The organism is Microcoleus sp. Pol12B5, from assembly GCF_036701335.1.
Lineage (GTDB): Bacteria > Cyanobacteriota > Cyanobacteriia > Cyanobacteriales > Microcoleaceae > Microcoleus.
In genome coordinates, this window is record NZ_JAUBQQ010000074.1 from 1 (window position 1) to 18,676 (window position 18,676).

The window sequence follows — 18,676 nt, forward strand, 5'->3', positions numbered from 1 at the left end:
CTAAAACTCCATCAGCAACAGGCACATTCAGGACTTGACCGTGCAGAGTTTGGTAATAGTCCATTGCTGCGAACGGTGGATTATTGGTTATGTTAATTACAAATGTCTGGTTTGCCGAAGTATCGACGCCGCCGAAGTCATTTCCACCACTGTCTCTGAGGTTTAGAGTGATATTGGCACCGCCAGTTGCACCCCCCGCCGGCGTAAAAGTCAGTTGTCCTAAAGAGTCGATCGCCGGTGGTACACTAAACAAAGCAGCATTGTCATTCCCCACCACTTGAAAACTAACAGTTTGTGCCGACTCGTTGGCGGGGCCTGGGGAAATACCTGTGGCCCATCCAGGAACAGTTTGCTGGCCTGCGTTGTGGCTAGCGATGGGATCGACTCCTTTGACAAACGAAGGTGCGTCGTTGACAGGATTGACGGTAATTGTAGCCGTCTCGCTTTCGCTGCTAAACGGCGATGTGCTGCCGTTTACCGACACGTTTACGCCCGTTGTGCCAGTAGCAATGTTATCGGTTGTATCCCAAGCCCGGAAAGTTAGGCTGGGCGACGTTCCAAAGTAATCTTGATTCGGTAGGAAACGAATCCTCGGTTCTGCGCTTTTGACTGCTACGTTTTTTAATTCAAAACTGGCAGATGCGGAGGTAGTGTCGTCCCCAAGAAACAGAAAATTGGGAGTTGTATAAGGGTTAATCAGGCCCGTGAAGCTAGTATAATTCCGCAGGGGACGGTTGTTGAGAATCGCAGTGCCGTTGCGAAACAGCGTGAAGTTGTCGCCTAAAACTGCGAGTTCATAACTGCTTAGTTGGGTTGTATTGCCCAACCAGCGATCGGGAGAAGCATTGGCAGTATCATGAGTAAAAAGCGGTCCAGAGTCGGAGATCCCATCTTTTTGTACCCAAATTTCGTTGTCCCAAAAACCAATTTCTACACCTTTTTGACCGTCGGAACTAATAGCTACAAGGCTGAAACCGGCTCGATCCGACAAACCATCTGCGTTTTTGTCGCTGTCGGCAAAGGTGTGACTCTCGCTGTTAATTTTGACATCAAAACGAATGTTGTAACCTAAAGTGCGATCGATAACTGGCACCGCCGCATTTTTAGGACTAAAAGTAACACTTGCTAAAGTTGGAGGGAAACCGCTAAAGACAGGGACAGGGGTGTGAGTGCTGTAACCTGCATAAATACTTTGATTGGCAAGGCTGTTGAGGGTAGTCGAACCACCATTTAAAGTTTGAGTAGCAACAACACCACCGAAAGGATTAGCCTGATCAACATTTCCTAAAGCCATCCAAGGTTGGCTTGCAGGTGGAGTTCCCAATTGACCTGCGTACAGAGATGTCGAGCCGAGTAGCGTGGCGTTAGTATCAGAAACAGCACCAAAAGGCGTCCAAACATTGCCGCCGTCGACGGAGTATTGCCAAGTGCCATTACTGTTGTCTGCGCCACTGACAGCAATACCTTGAGGGTCACTATTAATATCAGTAATTAAACCACTGATTAAGGTAGAAATTGGTGTACCCGTGTTGCTTGCTGCTGGGATATCTTCATTAATAGCTGTCAGTGTTGGGAAACCGGAATTTTTTAAAACTGGTGCAGCGTAGTGACTACCTAAATTGCCTACTGTATTTTGGGGAAATCCTTACCATTGCACGATCGGATCGAAGGTATCATTAGGATTTGGATCGCCATCGGTGACATCTCGAGTGCGGCGCAGGGTGTTGTCTGCCGTACTGATAAGTCCTGTTCTCCATTCTATACCCGGATTGACTCCAATTTGACCGATCGAGTCTACAACTTGACCTCCTGTTCCCCCTTTTCGCAGTACAATTGCATCGTTGCCGTTGTACCAGCCAAATTGATTTGTATCAGTTTGATCAGCTTGGGCAAGCATAGCTGCAAGAGTGCTATTAGTTACAGGGTCGCCATTATTCAGTGCAAAAACATAAACATCGCCAACAGCTACTGTTCCCGTTAAAGGAAAGGTTTGTGTGGGAACACTGTTGCCATTAAAATATGTTTGTACAACATAATTTCCTGTTAATAAGTTTATTGGTGCTGTAGTACCGTTGTATATTTCTAAAGCTTTATTATTGCCGCTACCTTCTACGTACTCGCAGAAAAATACATCTAATGACGACATGATTGAAGAAAAAGTTATGTATAAATAATTTTGCTCTTTCATTATTTGTGTGTCAAGTAATCTTTTTCAGCAAATTACAAAATTGATAAAATTGATACTTTCTAGCGAGCGAGGTTTGGCAATCCTTATAAACTGCCCCACTTAAGATTGACTGTCTAACAGTTCTTCAGCAACCAATCCTTTCTGAACTGCGAGCACTGCTGCTTGAGTGCGATCGCGCACTTCCAACTTTTGCAAAATCGCGTGCAAGGGAACCCGCACAGTCCCCGGAGCAATGTACAATATTTGTGCAATTTCCTGATTGCTTTTCCCCCCCGCAACTAAAGCCAAGATTTCCAGTTCTCGCTTCGTCAGCGGATTTTCCACAACTTCTGATTTTGACCCTACTTTCACAGGTTCAGAATTAGCAAAAACTGCCCGAATTTCCGCAGTTGCCGCCTTATCCCACCACGAAGCACCAGCCGCTACCGATCGAATTGCCAAAACAAAAGTTTCCGCCGCAATTCCCTTGAGGTAATAGCCCTGAACACCCGCACCAATCAATCTTTCAATTAAGGATTTTTGCGAATGAGAAGTTAAGATTAAAACGGGAATTGCTGGATGTCGCTGTTTAATTTGGCGGCACGCTTCAATACCGCCAATTCCCGGCAAACCGATATCAAGAACTACCACATCTGGTAAGTGTTGCTGAGTCAATTCTACTGCTGTTTCGCCATCTTCTGCCTCGGCAATTACTTGCAAGCAACTTTCTTGCTGCAACCGCGTTTGCAGACCCAACCGAAACAGTTCGTCGTCTTCAACTAGAAGAATTCGCCTCAAGGGGTGGCAACAAGGCTACAAGGCACTCTAGATCAGGGATAGAGCGTGAAGTCCTTGTTGAAAATTGAGTCGTTTGTGGGGTTTGAGATTCATCATATTCCAGGCTAAATCCGACCAATTATGGAAAGATTGGCCCCAATCAGGAGCGTGCAATCCCATCCAAAAAGTGCTATAACGCTCTGTTAAACGTCCGGTTTCAGTAGGACGACAAATATACTCAACAACAGTTCGATGTTGTAAAGAAGCACCCTGTAAAGTGGCTAGAGTATAAGCAATAGAAATGAGTAAAACTAGCGCCATTAAGCGACGCTCGTTAACTTTTGTATTTTCGAGATTATAGCCTCCTGTTTTTAAATCACGAAACATTGTTTCGATACCCCATCGAGCGGCATAGATAGAAAGAGTTCGGGGTAAACTGTTTAAGCTCGTCAAAATATACCAAGGTTCTTTTGGACCTCTACCTCGATATTTTTTTTTCCAATAAGCCGCTAAATTAAACCCTCCAAGCTGATGCGCTTTGGTACAATAAATAAATGTTGGCATAAAATCGAGATTTTCAGGGTTTAATTTCTAAGTCCTTTAGTGTTCGATAAACTGCATCATCATCGGCAATACAAGTGCCTTTTTTCTGCCGCAATGCGAAGTCTATATTCCTTTGCTTGAGCCAATAAGCCAGTTGGACGCTGTGAAATTCAGGCATCGGCTAAGACCAGAACTGGATAAGGCTTCAACAGCCGCAATACCGGAGTTAAAACTTTTTTTGTTCGCGCAAGTTACTACTTCCTTTTTTGGGTAATATTTCCCAATAAACGGGAATAGCGTGTTTCCCCCAAGCTAAACATAACACGATTAAATTTCGCTCTTGCCATTGCGTTCGATCGATAATTAAGAGCAAATGTCCTTGATGAATGAGTTGGAGTTTCTTTATTCGTCTTCGTTGTTGTCGATGGCTCGGTTGGTGGCGAAACTCTTGTTTGACGAGCTATTTGATGAGGGGAAACCACAACAGCTCTTATGTGAGTTGAGGTAAGTCTAAAAACCGTTGCAAGTTTCTCACTCGACTTTCATACTTTATCAGTTGTGGAAACTTGTTAGCTAAAGTAGATAAGCTGACATCTCGATAGCTTTGTAACATTAACACTAACAATTGTAGCGTTAGATACTGGCGAGGATTTAGATGCGTCTCGAAAACTTTTTGGTATAATTGAGGGAACATATATTTTGGGTGGGGGTCGCTGCGACCCCCAATTTTTGGGGATTACGATTGGCTCAAACCCTTATTCTACCTGATTTGCAGCCTCCTTGTCACCGCTTGAGCTTAGAAACTCACGGGCGGAAAGAGACAGTAGCTAAAGGCGAGGGACTAGAAATAGTGCCCAAAAAACAAATGCGGCGCGGCGAAAAAATGCTCACCGAAATGAATGCGGATGCTGTCATAAAACGCCGTCCTCAATTAGCATTAATAGACGAACTCGCTCATACAAACATTCCGGGTTCTCTGCGAGAAAAACGATATCAAGATGTCGAACAAATTCTTAAGGCTGGAATTGATTTTTTCTCCCCTCTCAACATTCAGCACATAGAAAGCCTCAACGATTTAGTAGCTAGAATTACCGGAGTTGTAGTCCGAGAGCGAGTGCCAGATCGCGTCCTCGAAGATGCTGACGAAATAGTCGTTGTCGATGTCACGCCGGAAACTTTAGAAGAAAGGTTGCTAGAAGGCAAAATTTATGCTCCCGGAAAAATTCAACAATCTTTAGAAAAATTTTTCCAGCGCCGTCATTTAATCGCTTTGCGAGAACTCGCCCTGCGAGAAGTCGTAGACAATGTGGAAGACGACGCAGCAACTTTAAAAGGTCAATCTTGCAACATTCACGAACGAGTTTTAGTGTGCATCTCGACTTATCCGAATTCTTTGCAACTGTTGCGGCGGGGCGCGAGGATTGCTAGCTATATGAATGCCCCATTTTATGCTGTGTTTGTCAACGATCCAGACCGATTTTTAACAAAAGCAGAAGGCTTGCACGTTGAAACTTGTGAGAAACTCTGTCAAGAATTTAAGGGGCAATTTTTGCGGGTAAACGGCACTAATATAGCCAAAGCGATTTCGGAGGTAGCGAAACAGTATCGCATTACTCAAATTGTGATCGGCGAAAGCCAGCAATCCCGCTGGAAATTGATGCTGCGGGGTTCTTTGACTCAACAGTTAGTCCGATCGCTCAAACACGTAGATTTGCACATCATCGCTACTGAAAAAAGTCAGTAGTCATTAGTTATTAGTCAGTAGTCAGTAGTGGTTAGTTATTTTGCAGAAAAACTGCAACTTTTGGAGGATAGGTGAATCTAGCGGTTGGTGGATGCAGCAGAAGCTTTTATCTGTCAAGATTGCCCTTGGTAAACCTGATTAAAAGTGCGATCGCTATGGTGGATGATTACATTCTCAACTTGCTAGTTATTGGCATCCTCCTGCTTACCGTTACCTTGGGTTCCGGCTGGATTTCGCGATTGCCTGTATCTTATGCCTTAATTTATCTCATTGTCGGTATCGGATTGGGGCCCTACGGCATCAAGCTGATTGACTTGCGTCCCGAAGCTGAATTTTTAGAAAGACTTACAGAATTTGTAGTTATTGTTTCTCTGTTCAGTTGCGGCTTAAAAATGAATCGCCCACTGCAACTTTGGGCCTGGAATTCCACAGCGCGGCTGATCGGTTTTTTAATGCCAATTTCGATTTTTGCTGTTGCTGCGATCGGTCATTGGTTTGTGAAATTAGATTGGGGGCCGGCGATTTTACTGGGAGCAATTCTCGCTCCCACCGATCCAGTTTTAGCCTCAGAAGTTCAGTTAGCTCATCTAGACGATCGCGATGAGTTGCGCTTTGGTTTAACATCGGAAGGCGGTTTAAACGATGCTTTAGCTTTTCCCTTTGTTTATTTCGGCATTTATGCACTAAAAGATAACAACTGGCCGAACTGGTTTTCGCAGTGGGTAGCAGTTGACTTGATTTGGGCGATCGCCGCAGGTATCGTTATGGGAATTTTAGTAGCTAAAGCCGTCACCTGGATCGATCGCCGACTCCAACACTATCGACCAGCCGATCAATTAATGGAAGATTTCATTGCTCTCAGCACAATTCTGCTTACATATTCCCTCACAGAAGTAGTCAACGGCTACGGATTTCTCGCAGTTTTTGTAGCAGGAATTGTGGTACAAGGGAGTTACCAGAACCCAGAAAAGCCGCTTTCCCAACTGCACTTTATCGAGCGCATAGAAAAGTTAATGGAAGTAGGAACTATTTTACTATTAGGTTCACTTTTGCGCCTAGAACCTATGTTGGCATATGGAGGTTACTCCCTCTTAGTAGCTGGATTGTTAATTTTTTTAATCCGGCCTGTGGGAGCTTGGATTAGTACGATCGGCAGTCCTTTGCATCCCGCCAGCCGCTGGCTCTGCGGGTGGTTCGGCATTCGTGGTGTCGGTTCTATCTATTATCTTACCTATGCTTTTGGTCACGGTTTAAAAGGGGACACCGCCGAAAAAATTGCCTGGATTACCTTTACAACCATCGTACTTTCTGTGATTCTGCACGGCATTACTTCCACCCCGTTAATGAACTGGTACGAGCGCCGAATCAAACCTAAAGTACCAGATTTAATTTAATTCAGTAAGGTGCGTGACTTTAATAGTCTTGGACGCAAATGTCACACAACAATCGACCTATAGGCTGCGTCAGGCGAAGTTCTCTAACGGCGATCGGGAATTTCGGGAGCTGACGCACCTTACTATATAATCGAAAATCCATTTGTAGAGTGCGTCAGGCGAAGCTCTCTAACGACACCGAAAGAAAATAAGATTATAATTTTTGGGATAACTCTAATATAAACGTTCGCCGAATCAAACATGGATAGATTTGAATTTCAGCTAGCAATGCTGCAACAAGGAGCAGAGGAACTAGAGAAAAAAATAGCTAAGTTCACAACAATTATGATTCAATTAAAAACTGCAGCAATTACCATTTGGGTAGCGTTGATTGGTTGGGTTTTTACAAGCAAAATAGATGCGTTGATTCCCCTAGGATACGTTATAATTCTTGGTTTCTGGTTTTTAGAAGCTACCTACTGGAGGGTGCAACTTTATTACATGCTAAGAGCCCATGCAGTTACCGAATTCTTGAATAATGAAAGCGCCTTAGATGAAAGTTTTAATACTCGCTCAATTCCGGAAGGCCTTGTTCACCCGCTCGGTTCATTAAAAATACTTAAAATGCCTTCTTTAGGTCGAGCTATCTGCGCTCCATCAATCTATATTTTTTATACCTTTTTGTTTGGTGTTAATTCGATAGTTTGGTTAATAACTCTTAAAACACTCCTATAACTGGGTAATACCCCAATGGGCGAGCGTCCGGATAATATCTTTCCTCCCAACTAACTAAAAGTGTAAATTGGATGTTGATCCATATGCTTGCTACTCCAAAAAACGGTTGCATTCTTTATCATTTGGGTTAAGACTTCGCCTGTTCTCGCCTCAATACTCTCTTGGTTATTTTCAAATAACCAGAACTGTTTGGGATCAACTTCTACTACGACAGCAACCTCTTATGTTCAGGACTTAGGCAACTGGCATACTAAAATCAAGCTGTAGGGTGCGTCAGGTGAATTTCTAGAACGATTATTGAGGGTTTAAAAATCTGATGCACCTTACTAATTGTGACTATTGACAATTTTAAAAGGACATGACAAGGAAGTCCTTACCCGCAGCTAAACAGGTTTCACCCCAACTAATAAAGCGAGTTCCCGCCACTTCCAGTAACAGTCTGCATCGGTAAAACCAAGTTCTCTAAACCAGCGCAATTGCGTTTCCATATCCAGCAATTTATTAGACGGATCGTCTGGCGAATCGCTAATACCCAACGCCTCTCGAAATTTATCATGCAAAGCGGGAGTTGGTGACGCTACGTGCTCCAAGTTGCAAAAAATACCTCCGGGTTCCAAAATCTCGAAAATCTCGGTGTAAAGCGAACGTTTGCGATCGTCTGCTACATGATGAATCGCAAAACTAGAAACAACCGCATCAAACTTGCCCAAATCCGCCGGTAGCGATTCGTCAAAATTGTGTTCAATTACCGTGACATTCTGGTCATCAGCAAAGCGAATTCGGGCTTTTTCCAACATTGTCGGCGAAAAGTCGATCGCCACACATTCAACATTTGGTCGATCGCACTTAAGCAGACCCAGCAATCGCCCGTCTCCCGTGCCCACATCCAGAATTCGCTTCACATTTTTCGGCACTTCCTCCAACAAAACCGCTTCACCTTCAGTGCGGTGAGGAATTCCATCAGCTTTAGCAAGATACCACAAAGCGTGTTCCGCAGAAGTCCAAAGATTTACTTGACTCATGAATTTTTAATCCTCATAAATCTCGCCATTTTTACGAGTAAAAATCCAACCATTATCGCTAGCTTTGGCAATTAAATCATCATCGGGATATTCGGCACTATCTCCCGGAGTGCGATCGCCAATTTCGAGATAAACAACATCTGCATCTGAGCGGTTGACTAAATGATGCCCATCTCCATCACCCGCCGGAAAACCCGCCGCCATACCCTGTTTCAGCACTTGCTCTCCCGAATTTGTAATCAGAGTAACTTCCCCTTCCAGAACATAGATTAACTCATCTTGCCGGGTGTGCCAATGTCGGAGAGCAGAACAACTTCCCGGCGCAAGTCTCACCAAATTCACCCCAAAATTCTGCAACCCGGCAGCATCGCCCAAGCGTTTTTTAACTCTCCCCGCAACAGCAGATTGGAATTGCTGAGGGTACTTAGAACCCGTAATTTCCGGGACATTCTTAGGGTCAATAATCATATAACAAAGCTGACTGCAGTTGTGAGTTTTTTCTTCTTTCTCTTGCTTGGCGTCCTAGGGTTTACGCGCGGCTTCGCCTAACGCGCCTTCGCGGTTCGTTTTTGGGTTTTTATTATTACAAAACACGCTTAAATTCAAGATAAATACAATTTTATAGCACTTACCAGATCCCCGCCACTCTCGCCTCTCACCTCCGACAGTTCCCCCAACTCATTAAGAATGTGTTATAAATATTGAGATTCATTAAGAAATATTGCTCAAATGCTCGTTTCCCCCTCCGGCGTCAGCAAACTCAAAGAATCTTTAAAAGAAAAAGTATTCTTTGGGAATGAGCCAACCCCCGAACTCATAGCCATCTTACTGATTTACTTCGTCCAAGGCATTCTCGGACTAGCCCGCTTAGCCGTCAGCTTCTTTCTCAAAGACGAACTCGGCATGAGTCCGGCAGAAGTCTCGGCCATGCTGGGCGTCGTAGCCCTGCCTTGGATTATCAAACCCGTGTTCGGGTTCATGTCCGACGGCTTGCCGATATTCGGCTACCGCAGACGCCCTTACATCGTCCTCTCCGGGCTGCTGGGAACGTCAGCATGGGTGAGCCTCGCAACAATTGTACACACGCCACTTGCCGCTACAGGCGCGATCGCCCTGAGTTCCCTCTCCCTCGCCGTCAGCGACGTAATCGCCGACTCCCTGGTAGTCGAAAGGGCCAGAAAAGAATCCGTTACCGACGCAGGTTCCCTGCAATCCTTGTCTTGGGGCGCTGCAGCCCTCGGCGGACTAATTACGGCCTACCTCAGCGGTTCCCTGCTGCAACACTTCAGCACTCATACTATCTTTTTAATCACCGCATCTTTCCCGCTAATTGTATCAGCAACAGCTTGGTTAATTGCCGAAGAAAAAACCAACAAAAGAACCGACTTTGAAACAGTCAAAGACCAATTCAAACAACTGCGGCAAGCTGTTACCCAAAAAACAATTTGGCTGCCCACCGCCTTTCTCTTCCTCTGGCAAGCCACCCCAAGCTCAGACTCCGCCTTCTTCTTTTTCACCACCAACGAATTAGGCTTTCAACCAGAATTTCTCGGCCGAGTGCGCCTCGTTACCAGCATTGCAGCCCTCGCCGGCATCTGGCTGTTTCAACGCTTCCTCAAAACAGTTCCATTTCGAGTAATTTTTGGCTGGTCAACCGTCCTTGCGGCTGCTTTGGGGATGACTACTTTATTATTAGTAACTCATGCCAACCGAGCTTTAGGAATTGACGATCAATGGTTCAGCATCGGAGACAGCCTGATCCTGACAGTAATCGGACAAATTGCTTATATGCCGGTGCTCGTACTCTCCGCCAGATTGTGTCCCCCAGGCGTCGAAGCAACTTTATTTGCCGTGTTAATGTCAGTCACCAACTTAGCAGGACTTATTTCCCACGAAGGCGGCGCACTTTTGACCCACTTGCTAGGAATTACGGATCGCAATTTCGATAACCTCTGGCTGCTAATTGTCATCACAAACCTGTCCACACTTCTACCCCTACCGTTTTTAAATTGGCTGCCCGCCGATAGTACAGAAAGCGCCGATCCAAATGCTCAAAAGTCTCTTCCCGTATTAGAACCAGAAATCGGCAGTTCCAAACCAGGCGGACAGCATTTCATGCCCGAATACTTTCCCGACTTAGTACCGACAGTAAGGTCACAAAGCCGCACCGCAGACAGCAAATAAAGGCAAGCACACACAGATTTTGACACGGGTACACGGATGAATTTAACTGTGTTTCCCAATTCTCCGATTTTCCTTCTCTCTGCGCCCTCTGTGGTCTCTGCGGTTAAAAAATTCGCTCCCGTAACACCAATGCAAAACTTACAGATTTCTCAACCTCAAACCGCAGCTCAAAACGCATCATACGATCGCACAGACTGGCAGCGCGGTTACGAATCTCAACCCAACGAATCCGACTACTGGATTGACGACATAGAAGGCGAAATCCCCGCCGGCTTGCAAGGCACATTCTTTCGTAACGGGCCCGGATTATTGGATGTCAACGGCCAGCGCATCCACCACCCGTTTGACGGCGACGGGATGGTTTGTGCGATCGCAATATCCGAAGGCCGCGCCCATTTCCGCAACCGATTCGTCCGCACTGAAGGCTATCTCGCCGAACAAAAAGCCGGAAAAATCCTCCACCGAGGCGTTTTCGGCACACAGAAGCCAGGGGGCCCGCTAGCCAACATCTTTGATGTCAAAATCAAAAACATTGCGAATACCAACATCATTTATTGGGGCGACAAACTGCTAGCACTTTGGGAAGCAGCACAGCCCTACAGACTCGACCCCCGCACCCTAGAAACACTCGGTTTAGACACCCTAGATGGCATCTTGGAACCTGGTGAAGCCTTCGCTGCCCACCCCAGAATTGAAAAAGGGAAAAATGGCAAAGGAGACAGATTAGTAAACTTTTCTGTCAAGCCGGGTTTTTCGAGTACCATCACGATTTACGAACTCGACAAAAGCGGCAAACTTTTGCAGCGTCACGCCCATGCAATACCGGGTTTTGCCTTCCTGCACGACATGGTAATTACCCCGAATTACTGCATATTCTTCCAAAATCCCGTCAGCTTCAACCCGCTGCTTTTCGTGTTAGGATTTCGCAGTGCATCCCAGTGCATTCAATTTTCGCCAAACAAGCCAACGCAAGCAATTTTAATTCCCCGCAACGGCACTGACGAGGTGAAGATATTAGAAACCGAACCTTGTTTTGTCTTCCACCACTGCAACGCATGGGAAGAAGGAGACGAAGTTTTTGTAGATTCAGTTTGTTACGAATCATTTCCAACTGTAGAAGGAAACGCCGATTTTCTGGAGGTTGATTTTGACAGCATTCCAGCGGGCGAATTGTGGCGCTTTAAGTTAAATTTGCAAGACAAAACCATGCAGCATCAAGTTGTTGAAACTCGGTGTTGTGAGTTTCCGACTCTGCATCCCAATAATGTCGGACAACCTTACCGATATCTTTATATCGGTGCTGCTGATGCTCCCACGGGAAATGCTCCTTTGCAAGCTATCCTCAAAATTGATTTCGTGACGGGTGAAAGGCAAATTTGGAGTGCCGCGCCGCGTGGTTTTGCGGGGGAACCGGTGTTTGTTACCCGTCCCGATGCTGTTGCGGAGGATGACGGCTGGCTGCTGGTTTTAATGTATGATGCAGCTAATCATCGATCGACCTTAGTAATTTTAGATGCTCGCGACATCACCAAAGGGCCCCTAGCGCGCTTGCATTTAAAACAGCACATTCCCTACGGCTTGCACGGAAGTTTCACACCAAATGTACTGCTTCCTATCGGTTCGTAGTGACCAGTTGATTCGCCTGGTTCTTGCGCCGATGAGCGCCACAGCCCGCCGGGGTTAAAAACCCCCGGCTCACAGCGAAAGTCCTCTAAAATAGGACTAAAACCAACATTTATTATTGATCGAGTTTTTTTAGTCGGTTTCAACCGACTTTAGCTATGAGCCAGGGGTTTAAACCCCTGGCGGATTGCCGGGAGTGCTAACAAATATTCAAGATGTAAAATATCATAATAAATGCAAACTATTAACACATTTAGTTTTAAAAAAATAATTATCTTAATTAGCAGTATCATCGTAAGTTTTGCAATTATCTTATCTATTTACTCTCACAATGCTAACGCCCAAGAGCCTTACAATTTATCTCCAGAAAGCGCGGTCGCGTCCAAAGGTTTGGTTGAGGTAAAAATGACATTAATTGCCGTTGACCCCATTAAAAACGAACTAGAAGCCCGCTTGCAGTTTGAACTCAAAGGTATCTATAAAAAAGGGCCAACTTACCCGGCGCAAGACTTGTTAATGACAGTTAACGGCGCAAACGTACAGGATTCAGAAATTACCTTTAAAGAAGGGAAACCAATGATTGTCCCTGCATTGAAGTTTAACTTAGTCAAAGGAAAAATTAACAATTACCCATTTGACAGGCACATTGCTAAAGTAGCTATTTCGATTGACCCGCTGCCTTCAATTGGTAAAAAGTTTGCTCCCTTTGAACTGAATCCCGTGCCGCTGGAATTTAATTTTCATGCCGATGTTCCCGGTTTCGACATCAGCTATAAGCCGATGGAAGAGAATTCATCTATCTTTATTTATATCGATGTTTCTGCAACTCGATCGCTGCCGGTGAAATTCTTTGCGTTAGTAATAATTGTGATCATGTGGGTGCTGTCAATTATGGCGCTTTTGCTAGCATTGAAAGTGATGAAATCAGGCAAGTTGCCGGAAGTGGGAATGTTGAGTTGGACTGCTGTCATGCTGTTTGCTTTTCCCGCGATTCGCAACGCTCAACCGGGGGTGCCTCCCGTGGGAACTGCCAGCGATTTCCTTTCCTTTTTTTGGACGGAAATTATAGTTGTGGTGGCGTTGGTGATTATCGGTAGCTGTTGGTTAAAGCGGTATCATCCGCCGATTGAATGATTTTAGATTTTATATTTTATATTGGAATAATTTACCCCCCGATATAAATCAGGGGGTTTGTAGTTTTGATACTTTCAATTAACAGCCAAAAGTCAACTGTTAACTAAATTCAAAGATTCAATTTTTGACTTCCAAATTCTCAATATCCTTTGCGGGTACGCCCAAACCGCGCAAGATAGTAAAAGCCATAATTCGATATCCCGATTGATTTGGGTGCACTCCATCTGCAGCCAACAAATTCAGAGTTTTGCCCGCGTGCTTTTGATACGTGCCGATAACTTCCCGAAAAGGCGCATTCAAATCAATAAACAAGCACTGATTCTCTAACGCAATTTCTCGCATCGCGGCAACATACTGTTGCAACCTGCGATTTTCTGGGCCGTCGATACTTTCTCCTATCAGAGTAGGAGAAAGCAGTACAACTCGAATTCCTGCGGCTTTTGCGGCCAGCACCATTTGAGTTATTTTCTCCCGATATTCTGCGACTTGCACTCCCGCGCGCCAGTTGCCTTCAGGATAAAACTGATTGTTTGGGAAGTCGAAGAAAGCGTTCCAAACGTCGTTGACTCCGACATTAATCATCACTAAACCTGGCTTTTGGTCGATCGCATCTTTCTGGAAGCGCGCTTGCATATCAGTCGATTTGTTACCGCCAATCCCGGCGTTGACGATTTCGATTTTGCGATCGGGATAAACGGCATTCAGATAGCGTTGCAGCAGCCAAACGTAACCTCCGGGGTATTTCCCTGCCTCGGTGATGCTGTCGCCCACTATCACAATTTTGCGCTTGCCGGCGAGCAAGTTCTGGATTTCTGGTGTCGGCGTTGCTTGGGATACGGATTCTTTAAACACTGGAATTAAGGAGTGAGGAAGGTTGAAGGCGATAACAGCAGCAATTACAGCAATGGCAAGTCTAATTAAAAATTGCCTCAGCCGGGTTTTGGGACGAGGCGATTCCCTTCGGGATAGCTTCGCTTCACGCGCATTGGGAGACATTACGCAGATTCCTATTAAAACTCTAACTATTTATGTCTGCAATAATATTATCCATTTCAGGGGTTTTTGTCACTTATTTCAATAACCCAGTCATGGACTAACAAAAACCTGGTTTGGACGCCACATCCTAAGTTATAAGCCTTAAGGCAGAAACCTGGTTGTTGACCCCGCCTGCGTAAGCTATACAGGTGAAATTACTGAGGTTTTTGTTGCCCCGATCAGTCCGTGTAATTGCCATCACAAAAAAGTTCGCCCAATGTCACATGATTTCTGCTACTTACGGCACAACTTTAGCAGGTGTTCGCGGTTTATAATATTATTGATTAGTTCAGGAAACAACTTTTCATGTGAGGTTAAAGCAATGGTAGCAAATTCAAATTTTTTATATCCTCAAAATCGCTATTACGGTGAGGTAAAACCAGAGAATTTGGTATTTAATGCGAATTTACAAGAGTTTTCTCAGCGAGTGGGTTACATCAGTTCCTTGACATCTAACGGTAAAATCTCTGTGGAACAGGCATTTACTCAGATCCAAACACTGTGGGAACAGGTGGAAAAGTCGAAAAAGCAGTTGGGAATTGGCGAAAATCCATTTTCAGCTTGAATAATTAGCGGTTGGCTTGGAAGTTGAGTGACGCGCCATTGATGCCGATCGATTAATCCACAGCTTAAGATGAAAAATGAAAAAGTAGCTAGTGGCGATCGACCTTTTTGCCTATGAGTTCCGATTTAGTACCTCTCCTTCCCAAAGTATCCGTCGGCCGCCGCGCCGCGGCCCTCTGCATCGACGGAATCGCAGTTTGGCTGCCCAGTTTGCTTCTGGGTACTAATGCGATCGTCCAAACCATATTTTTTGTCCTGCTGTGGCTGATCATGCGCGTAGCCATCGTCAGGAAAAACCAAGGTCAAAGTCTGGGGCGCTGGGCCTTGGACATGAAAATTGTCGATCCCAGATTCCAACGGACTCCCGGAGTGCAAAAACTGTGCAAGCGCGAGGCATTGCTGGGCTTTTGCGCCGCCTTAGCCTTCGCAGGTATAGGTGGGATCACATCTACCAACGCCGCCGTCTTGCTGCTGATGCTGCCCCTGGCGATCGACTGTAGCGTTGCCCTCACCTCCGCCGAAAGGTTTCCCCAAGCTTTCCACGATCGCATCGGCGGGACGATCGTCGTCGGAGCCCGCCGTGGCTACTCCCTCGACATCAAAGTTAGAAGATTGCTTGACCAAGTGCAGAGCAATGTGAGAAGATAATAAATTGTGTTTAAATTAGTCGAAATTTATTTAGAATTATGGCTAAAGGCGTCCGCATCATAATTACTCTAGAGTGTACTGAGTGCCGTACAAACGTAAGCAAACGCTCAAAAGGCGTGTCTCGGTACACCACCACCAAGAACCGTCGCAACACGACGGCGCGGCTGGAACTCAAAAAGTTCTGCCCCCATTGCAACAGCCACACTGCCCACAAAGAGATCAAGTAGTGATTAGTCATTAGTCCTTAGTCATCAGTCATCAGTTGTTGGCAATTGATATTGATCGGCGAAAAGCAGATAATTAACCAATGCTTTCCTGACGGCTAGCAACTAACGGCTAATAACTAAAAACTCACAATCAACAGTCAACAAACAACAGTCAACAAACAACAAACCATGACTTACTTTCGCCGGCGCGTTTCGCCCATCAAACCCGGAGACCCGATCGACTACAAAGATGTCGATTTGCTCAAAAAATACGTCACAGAACGCGGTAAAATTTTGCCCCGCCGGATTACCGGTTTGACCGCAAAACAGCAGCGAGACCTGACCAGAAGCATCAAAAGAGCAAGAATTGTAGCTTTGATGCCCTTCGTAAACCAAGAAGGTTAACAGGATTTGGGATTTTGGGTTTTAGATTTTGGACTGGGAATAAGACTTGCGCGAAACAAACGTCTTTCTGTCATTAATAGTGCAGCAAGAATGCAGCGAAAAAATCGCGAAATAGGGTTAATAGTCGCAGCAGCGCAAGTCTTAATCACAAGTCAGAAGTTAAAAAAAAGCAAGAAGAAAGAACAACTTTTTAGATTTTAACTTTAACAATTGACCAGAAAAATTGCCAATATCCAAAATCTAAAATCGCAAGCTCGAAACTCGATAAGTGGCTACTGTAAAAATCCAAAATCTCAAATATAAAGCTGGCAAGTGGAGAAGGGAACGTTAGTAGAATTTAGAGTGCACGGCGACCGCCGTCTGGCAGTTGCCGATCGCCCCGACGGCAAGAAAAACTGGGTGGTGGTAGACGAAAACGGTCAACCGCACAGCATACCGCCCAAACAAATTACCTACGAAGTAGTCGGAGAAACTTACAAACCCTCCGACATTCCCAAGTTTGTCAAAGAAGTAGAAGCATACTCAGATCCATCGAGTTTGGAAGTCGCTTGGGAACTTTTAGTCGGTGACGGAGAAACTGCCGATCCCGAATCCCTGGCAATGCTGCTATTTTCTGAGAGTAGTGGGGCCCAGTGTTACGCGGCTTACTGTTTGTTATCAACAGACAAATTGTATTTCAAACAAAAGGGCGATCGCTACGAACCGCGACCCGCCGCCCAAGTAGCCGAAATCAAACACCAGCAAGAAGTAGAACAGCAGCGACACCAAGAATCCCAAGGATTTTGGGATCGAGTCAAACAGCGGCTGGCAGGGGAAAATGTAGATTGGGAAAATAGCGATCGAACTCGCCTCGACGCCCTAGAACGCTTTGCCCTCCTCGGAGAAGAAGCAACGCACCGCACCCCAGCCTTAGAAACTTTAGCCAGCTTACAACGATCCGAAAACCCCGAAGCAGCATTTGGCCTCCTAGTCGAGCTCGGCCTCTGGAGTATCCACGAAAACCTGTTTTTGCGGCGCAGCCAAATTCCCCTACAATTCTCCGCAAAGGTATTAGAAGTGGCCCAACGCTGCCTAGAAAATCCCCCAACCGACTCCGACACAAATCGTCTCGATTTAACTCACCTCAAGGTTTACACGATCGACGACGAAAGCACCACCGAAATCGACGACGGCCTCAGCTTAGAATTCCTCGAAAACGGCCAGCAGCGGATCTGGATACACATCGCCGATCCCACCCGCTTGCTTTCCCCCGGAGACGAACTCGACCTCGAAGCCAGAAAGCGCACCACTACGGTTTACCTGCCCACGGGAATGATCTCCATGTTCCCCCCAGCTTTGGCAACTGGGCCGATGAGTTTAATTCAAGGCAAAGAGTGCAGCGCGCTCAGCTTCAGCGTCACCTTAGACGAAATCGGCGCGGCTCAAGATTACAGCATCCACATCAGCACCATAAAACCCACCTACCGCTTGACCTACGATGACGTAGACGAAATGCTGGAGTTGGGAATCGAAGCAGAACCAGAAATAGCAGCGATCGCCTCTGCAGCCAAACTGCGCCAAAAATGGCGGGAAGCCCAAGGCGCAATCAGCATTTTCATGCCCGAATCCGTCATCAAAGTCAACGGCGACGACATCAAAATCCACGTCATCGACGACTCCACCGCCCGGATGCTAGTAGCCGAAATGATGATTTTAGCCGGCGAACTAGCCGCCCGCTACGGTCAAGCTCACAGCCTGCCCATACCCTACCGCTATCAGCCGCAGCCCGAACTCCCTCCCGATGAAGAACTGCTGGCTGTACCTGCAGGCCCCGCCCGCGCTTGCGCCGTTCGCCGGTGTATGCCCCGCAGCGAAATGGGCCTGACCCCCGGACGCCACGCCGGCTTGGGTTTGGAATTATACACTCAAGTTACTTCCCCGATCCGCCGCTATACCGATTTGCTGACTCACTTCCAAATCAAAGCCCACCTGCGGGGGGAACCGCTGCCTTTTTCCGCTGAAGAAATACAGGACATTGTGATGTGTCTCGGCACCGCAGTTAAAGAAGCATCCACTGTCGAACGCCAAACAAACCGCTATTGGGGATTGGAATATTTGCGGCGCAACCCCGATGAAGTTTGGGAAGCTTTAATGCTGCGCTGGTTGAGGGAAGACAGCAATCTGGGATTGATTTTATTGGAAGATTTGGGTTTAGAATTGGCAATGCGATTTGGTCGATCGGTCGCCATAGGCGATCGACTAGAAGTCAAAGTCACCCACTGCGATCCGCGATCGGATGTCATTAACTTCCAGGAAATGATATTTGAAGCCGCACAATAGGATTTTAGATTTTAGATTTTAGATTTTAGATTGCAAAAATCTGTGTTGAAGGCTGAAACTGAGGAGAAATCTCCTTTTTAGTCGAGTTTCTGACCCCCTCGCATCCCCCTTGTCAAGGACAGGGGGGTAAAAAAGATCATGGTTTCATATCTAGTCCTGTAAAATAATCGTAATTCTTGTCAGGGCTAGTTCACCCC

The 18,676-nt window shown here is 46.0% G+C and carries 17 protein-coding genes and 1 pseudogene; 11 read left to right on the plus strand and 7 right to left on the minus strand.

Annotation, left to right across the window (positions count from 1 at the left end; all coding sequences use genetic code 11):
* The 4 genes and pseudogenes from QUA24_RS23010 to QUA24_RS23025 all read right to left on the minus strand — a co-directional run.
* Nucleotides 1–1,324: choice-of-anchor Y domain-containing protein (locus tag QUA24_RS23010; RefSeq protein ID WP_445242640.1), on the minus strand; the 1,324-nt coding region annotated here is incomplete at its 3' end.
* Nucleotides 1,325–1,645: 321 nt separating this feature from the next.
* The gene (locus tag QUA24_RS23015) at nt 1,646–2,188 is read right to left on the minus strand and encodes a lamin tail domain-containing protein (RefSeq protein ID WP_333232344.1); all 543 of its coding nucleotides are present in this window, start codon (nt 2,186–2,188) and stop codon (nt 1,646–1,648) included.
* Between the two features lie 99 nt (nt 2,189–2,287).
* Nucleotides 2,288–2,965: a response regulator transcription factor gene (locus QUA24_RS23020; RefSeq protein WP_333232345.1), complete on the minus strand. Its 678-nt coding sequence runs from the start codon at nt 2,963–2,965 to the stop codon at nt 2,288–2,290.
* 27 nt (nt 2,966–2,992) lie between these two features.
* Nucleotides 2,993–4,181: pseudogene (locus QUA24_RS23025) on the minus strand (IS4 family transposase).
* A gap of 48 nt (nt 4,182–4,229) precedes the next feature.
* Between QUA24_RS23025 and QUA24_RS23030 the strand changes: the two are divergent.
* The 3 genes from QUA24_RS23030 to QUA24_RS23040 all read left to right on the plus strand — a co-directional run bounded on the left by QUA24_RS23030 (nt 4,230) and on the right by QUA24_RS23040 (nt 7,339).
* Nucleotides 4,230–5,231 (plus strand): universal stress protein, encoded by a 1,002-nt coding sequence (locus tag QUA24_RS23030; protein WP_333232347.1) that lies wholly within the window; start codon nt 4,230–4,232, stop codon nt 5,229–5,231.
* A 125-nt stretch (nt 5,232–5,356) separates the two neighbouring features.
* Nucleotides 5,357–6,625: a sodium:proton antiporter gene (locus QUA24_RS23035; protein ID WP_333232349.1), complete on the plus strand. Its 1,269-nt coding sequence runs from the start codon at nt 5,357–5,359 to the stop codon at nt 6,623–6,625.
* A 240-nt stretch (nt 6,626–6,865) separates the two neighbouring features.
* Nucleotides 6,866–7,339 carry a hypothetical protein gene (locus tag QUA24_RS23040; RefSeq protein WP_333232350.1) on the plus strand — a complete coding sequence of 158 codons (474 nt, stop codon included), beginning with the start codon at nt 6,866–6,868 and terminating at the stop codon, nt 7,337–7,339.
* Between the two features lie 383 nt (nt 7,340–7,722).
* Here QUA24_RS23040 and QUA24_RS23045 read toward each other — a convergent pair whose 3' ends face one another.
* Nucleotides 7,723–8,361, minus strand: a complete 639-nt coding sequence (locus QUA24_RS23045; RefSeq protein WP_333232352.1) for a class I SAM-dependent methyltransferase — start codon at nt 8,359–8,361, stop codon at nt 7,723–7,725.
* Nucleotides 8,362–8,367: 6 nt separating this feature from the next.
* Nucleotides 8,368–8,829, minus strand: coding sequence for a cupin domain-containing protein (locus tag QUA24_RS23050; RefSeq protein WP_333232354.1), 462 nt, complete (start codon nt 8,827–8,829; stop codon nt 8,368–8,370).
* A gap of 261 nt (nt 8,830–9,090) precedes the next feature.
* Between QUA24_RS23050 and QUA24_RS23055 the strand changes: the two genes are divergently transcribed.
* The 3 genes from QUA24_RS23055 (at nt 9,091) to QUA24_RS23065 (ending at nt 13,302) form a co-directional block, all read left to right on the plus strand.
* Nucleotides 9,091–10,545, plus strand: coding sequence for a folate/biopterin family MFS transporter (locus QUA24_RS23055; protein ID WP_333232356.1), 1,455 nt, complete (start codon nt 9,091–9,093; stop codon nt 10,543–10,545).
* Between the two features lie 129 nt (nt 10,546–10,674).
* The gene (locus QUA24_RS23060; protein WP_333232358.1) at nt 10,675–12,171 is read left to right on the plus strand and encodes a carotenoid oxygenase family protein; all 1,497 of its coding nucleotides are present in this window, start codon (nt 10,675–10,677) and stop codon (nt 12,169–12,171) included.
* A 231-nt stretch (nt 12,172–12,402) separates the two neighbouring features.
* Nucleotides 12,403–13,302 carry a DUF4436 family protein gene (locus QUA24_RS23065; protein WP_333232360.1) on the plus strand — a complete coding sequence of 300 codons (900 nt, stop codon included), beginning with the start codon at nt 12,403–12,405 and terminating at the stop codon, nt 13,300–13,302.
* A 117-nt stretch (nt 13,303–13,419) separates the two neighbouring features.
* Here the strand turns inward: QUA24_RS23065 and QUA24_RS23070 are convergent, their stop codons facing one another.
* On the minus strand, nt 13,420–14,298 hold the full coding sequence (locus QUA24_RS23070; protein ID WP_333232362.1) for an SGNH/GDSL hydrolase family protein: 879 nt from the start codon (nt 14,296–14,298) through the stop codon (nt 13,420–13,422).
* 361 nt (nt 14,299–14,659) lie between these two features.
* On the opposite strand from QUA24_RS23070, the gene QUA24_RS23075 reads away from it, so the two are divergent.
* From QUA24_RS23075 to QUA24_RS23095, 5 genes are all read left to right on the plus strand, one after another.
* Nucleotides 14,660–14,902 carry a DUF7219 family protein gene (locus tag QUA24_RS23075; RefSeq protein ID WP_190658612.1) on the plus strand — a complete coding sequence of 81 codons (243 nt, stop codon included), beginning with the start codon at nt 14,660–14,662 and terminating at the stop codon, nt 14,900–14,902.
* 113 nt (nt 14,903–15,015) lie between these two features.
* Complete coding sequence (locus QUA24_RS23080; RefSeq protein ID WP_333232364.1) at nt 15,016–15,549, plus strand: RDD family protein; 534 nt, start codon at nt 15,016–15,018, stop codon at nt 15,547–15,549.
* A gap of 38 nt (nt 15,550–15,587) precedes the next feature.
* Nucleotides 15,588–15,776: a 50S ribosomal protein L33 gene (gene rpmG, locus QUA24_RS23085; protein WP_006631376.1), complete on the plus strand. Its 189-nt coding sequence runs from the start codon at nt 15,588–15,590 to the stop codon at nt 15,774–15,776.
* Between the two features lie 168 nt (nt 15,777–15,944).
* Complete coding sequence (gene rpsR / locus QUA24_RS23090) at nt 15,945–16,160, plus strand: 30S ribosomal protein S18 (protein ID WP_006631377.1); 216 nt, start codon at nt 15,945–15,947, stop codon at nt 16,158–16,160.
* A 312-nt stretch (nt 16,161–16,472) separates the two neighbouring features.
* Nucleotides 16,473–18,479 carry a ribonuclease R family protein gene (locus QUA24_RS23095; protein WP_333232366.1) on the plus strand — a complete coding sequence of 669 codons (2,007 nt, stop codon included), beginning with the start codon at nt 16,473–16,475 and terminating at the stop codon, nt 18,477–18,479.
* Nucleotides 18,480–18,676: the final 197 nt, after the last annotated feature.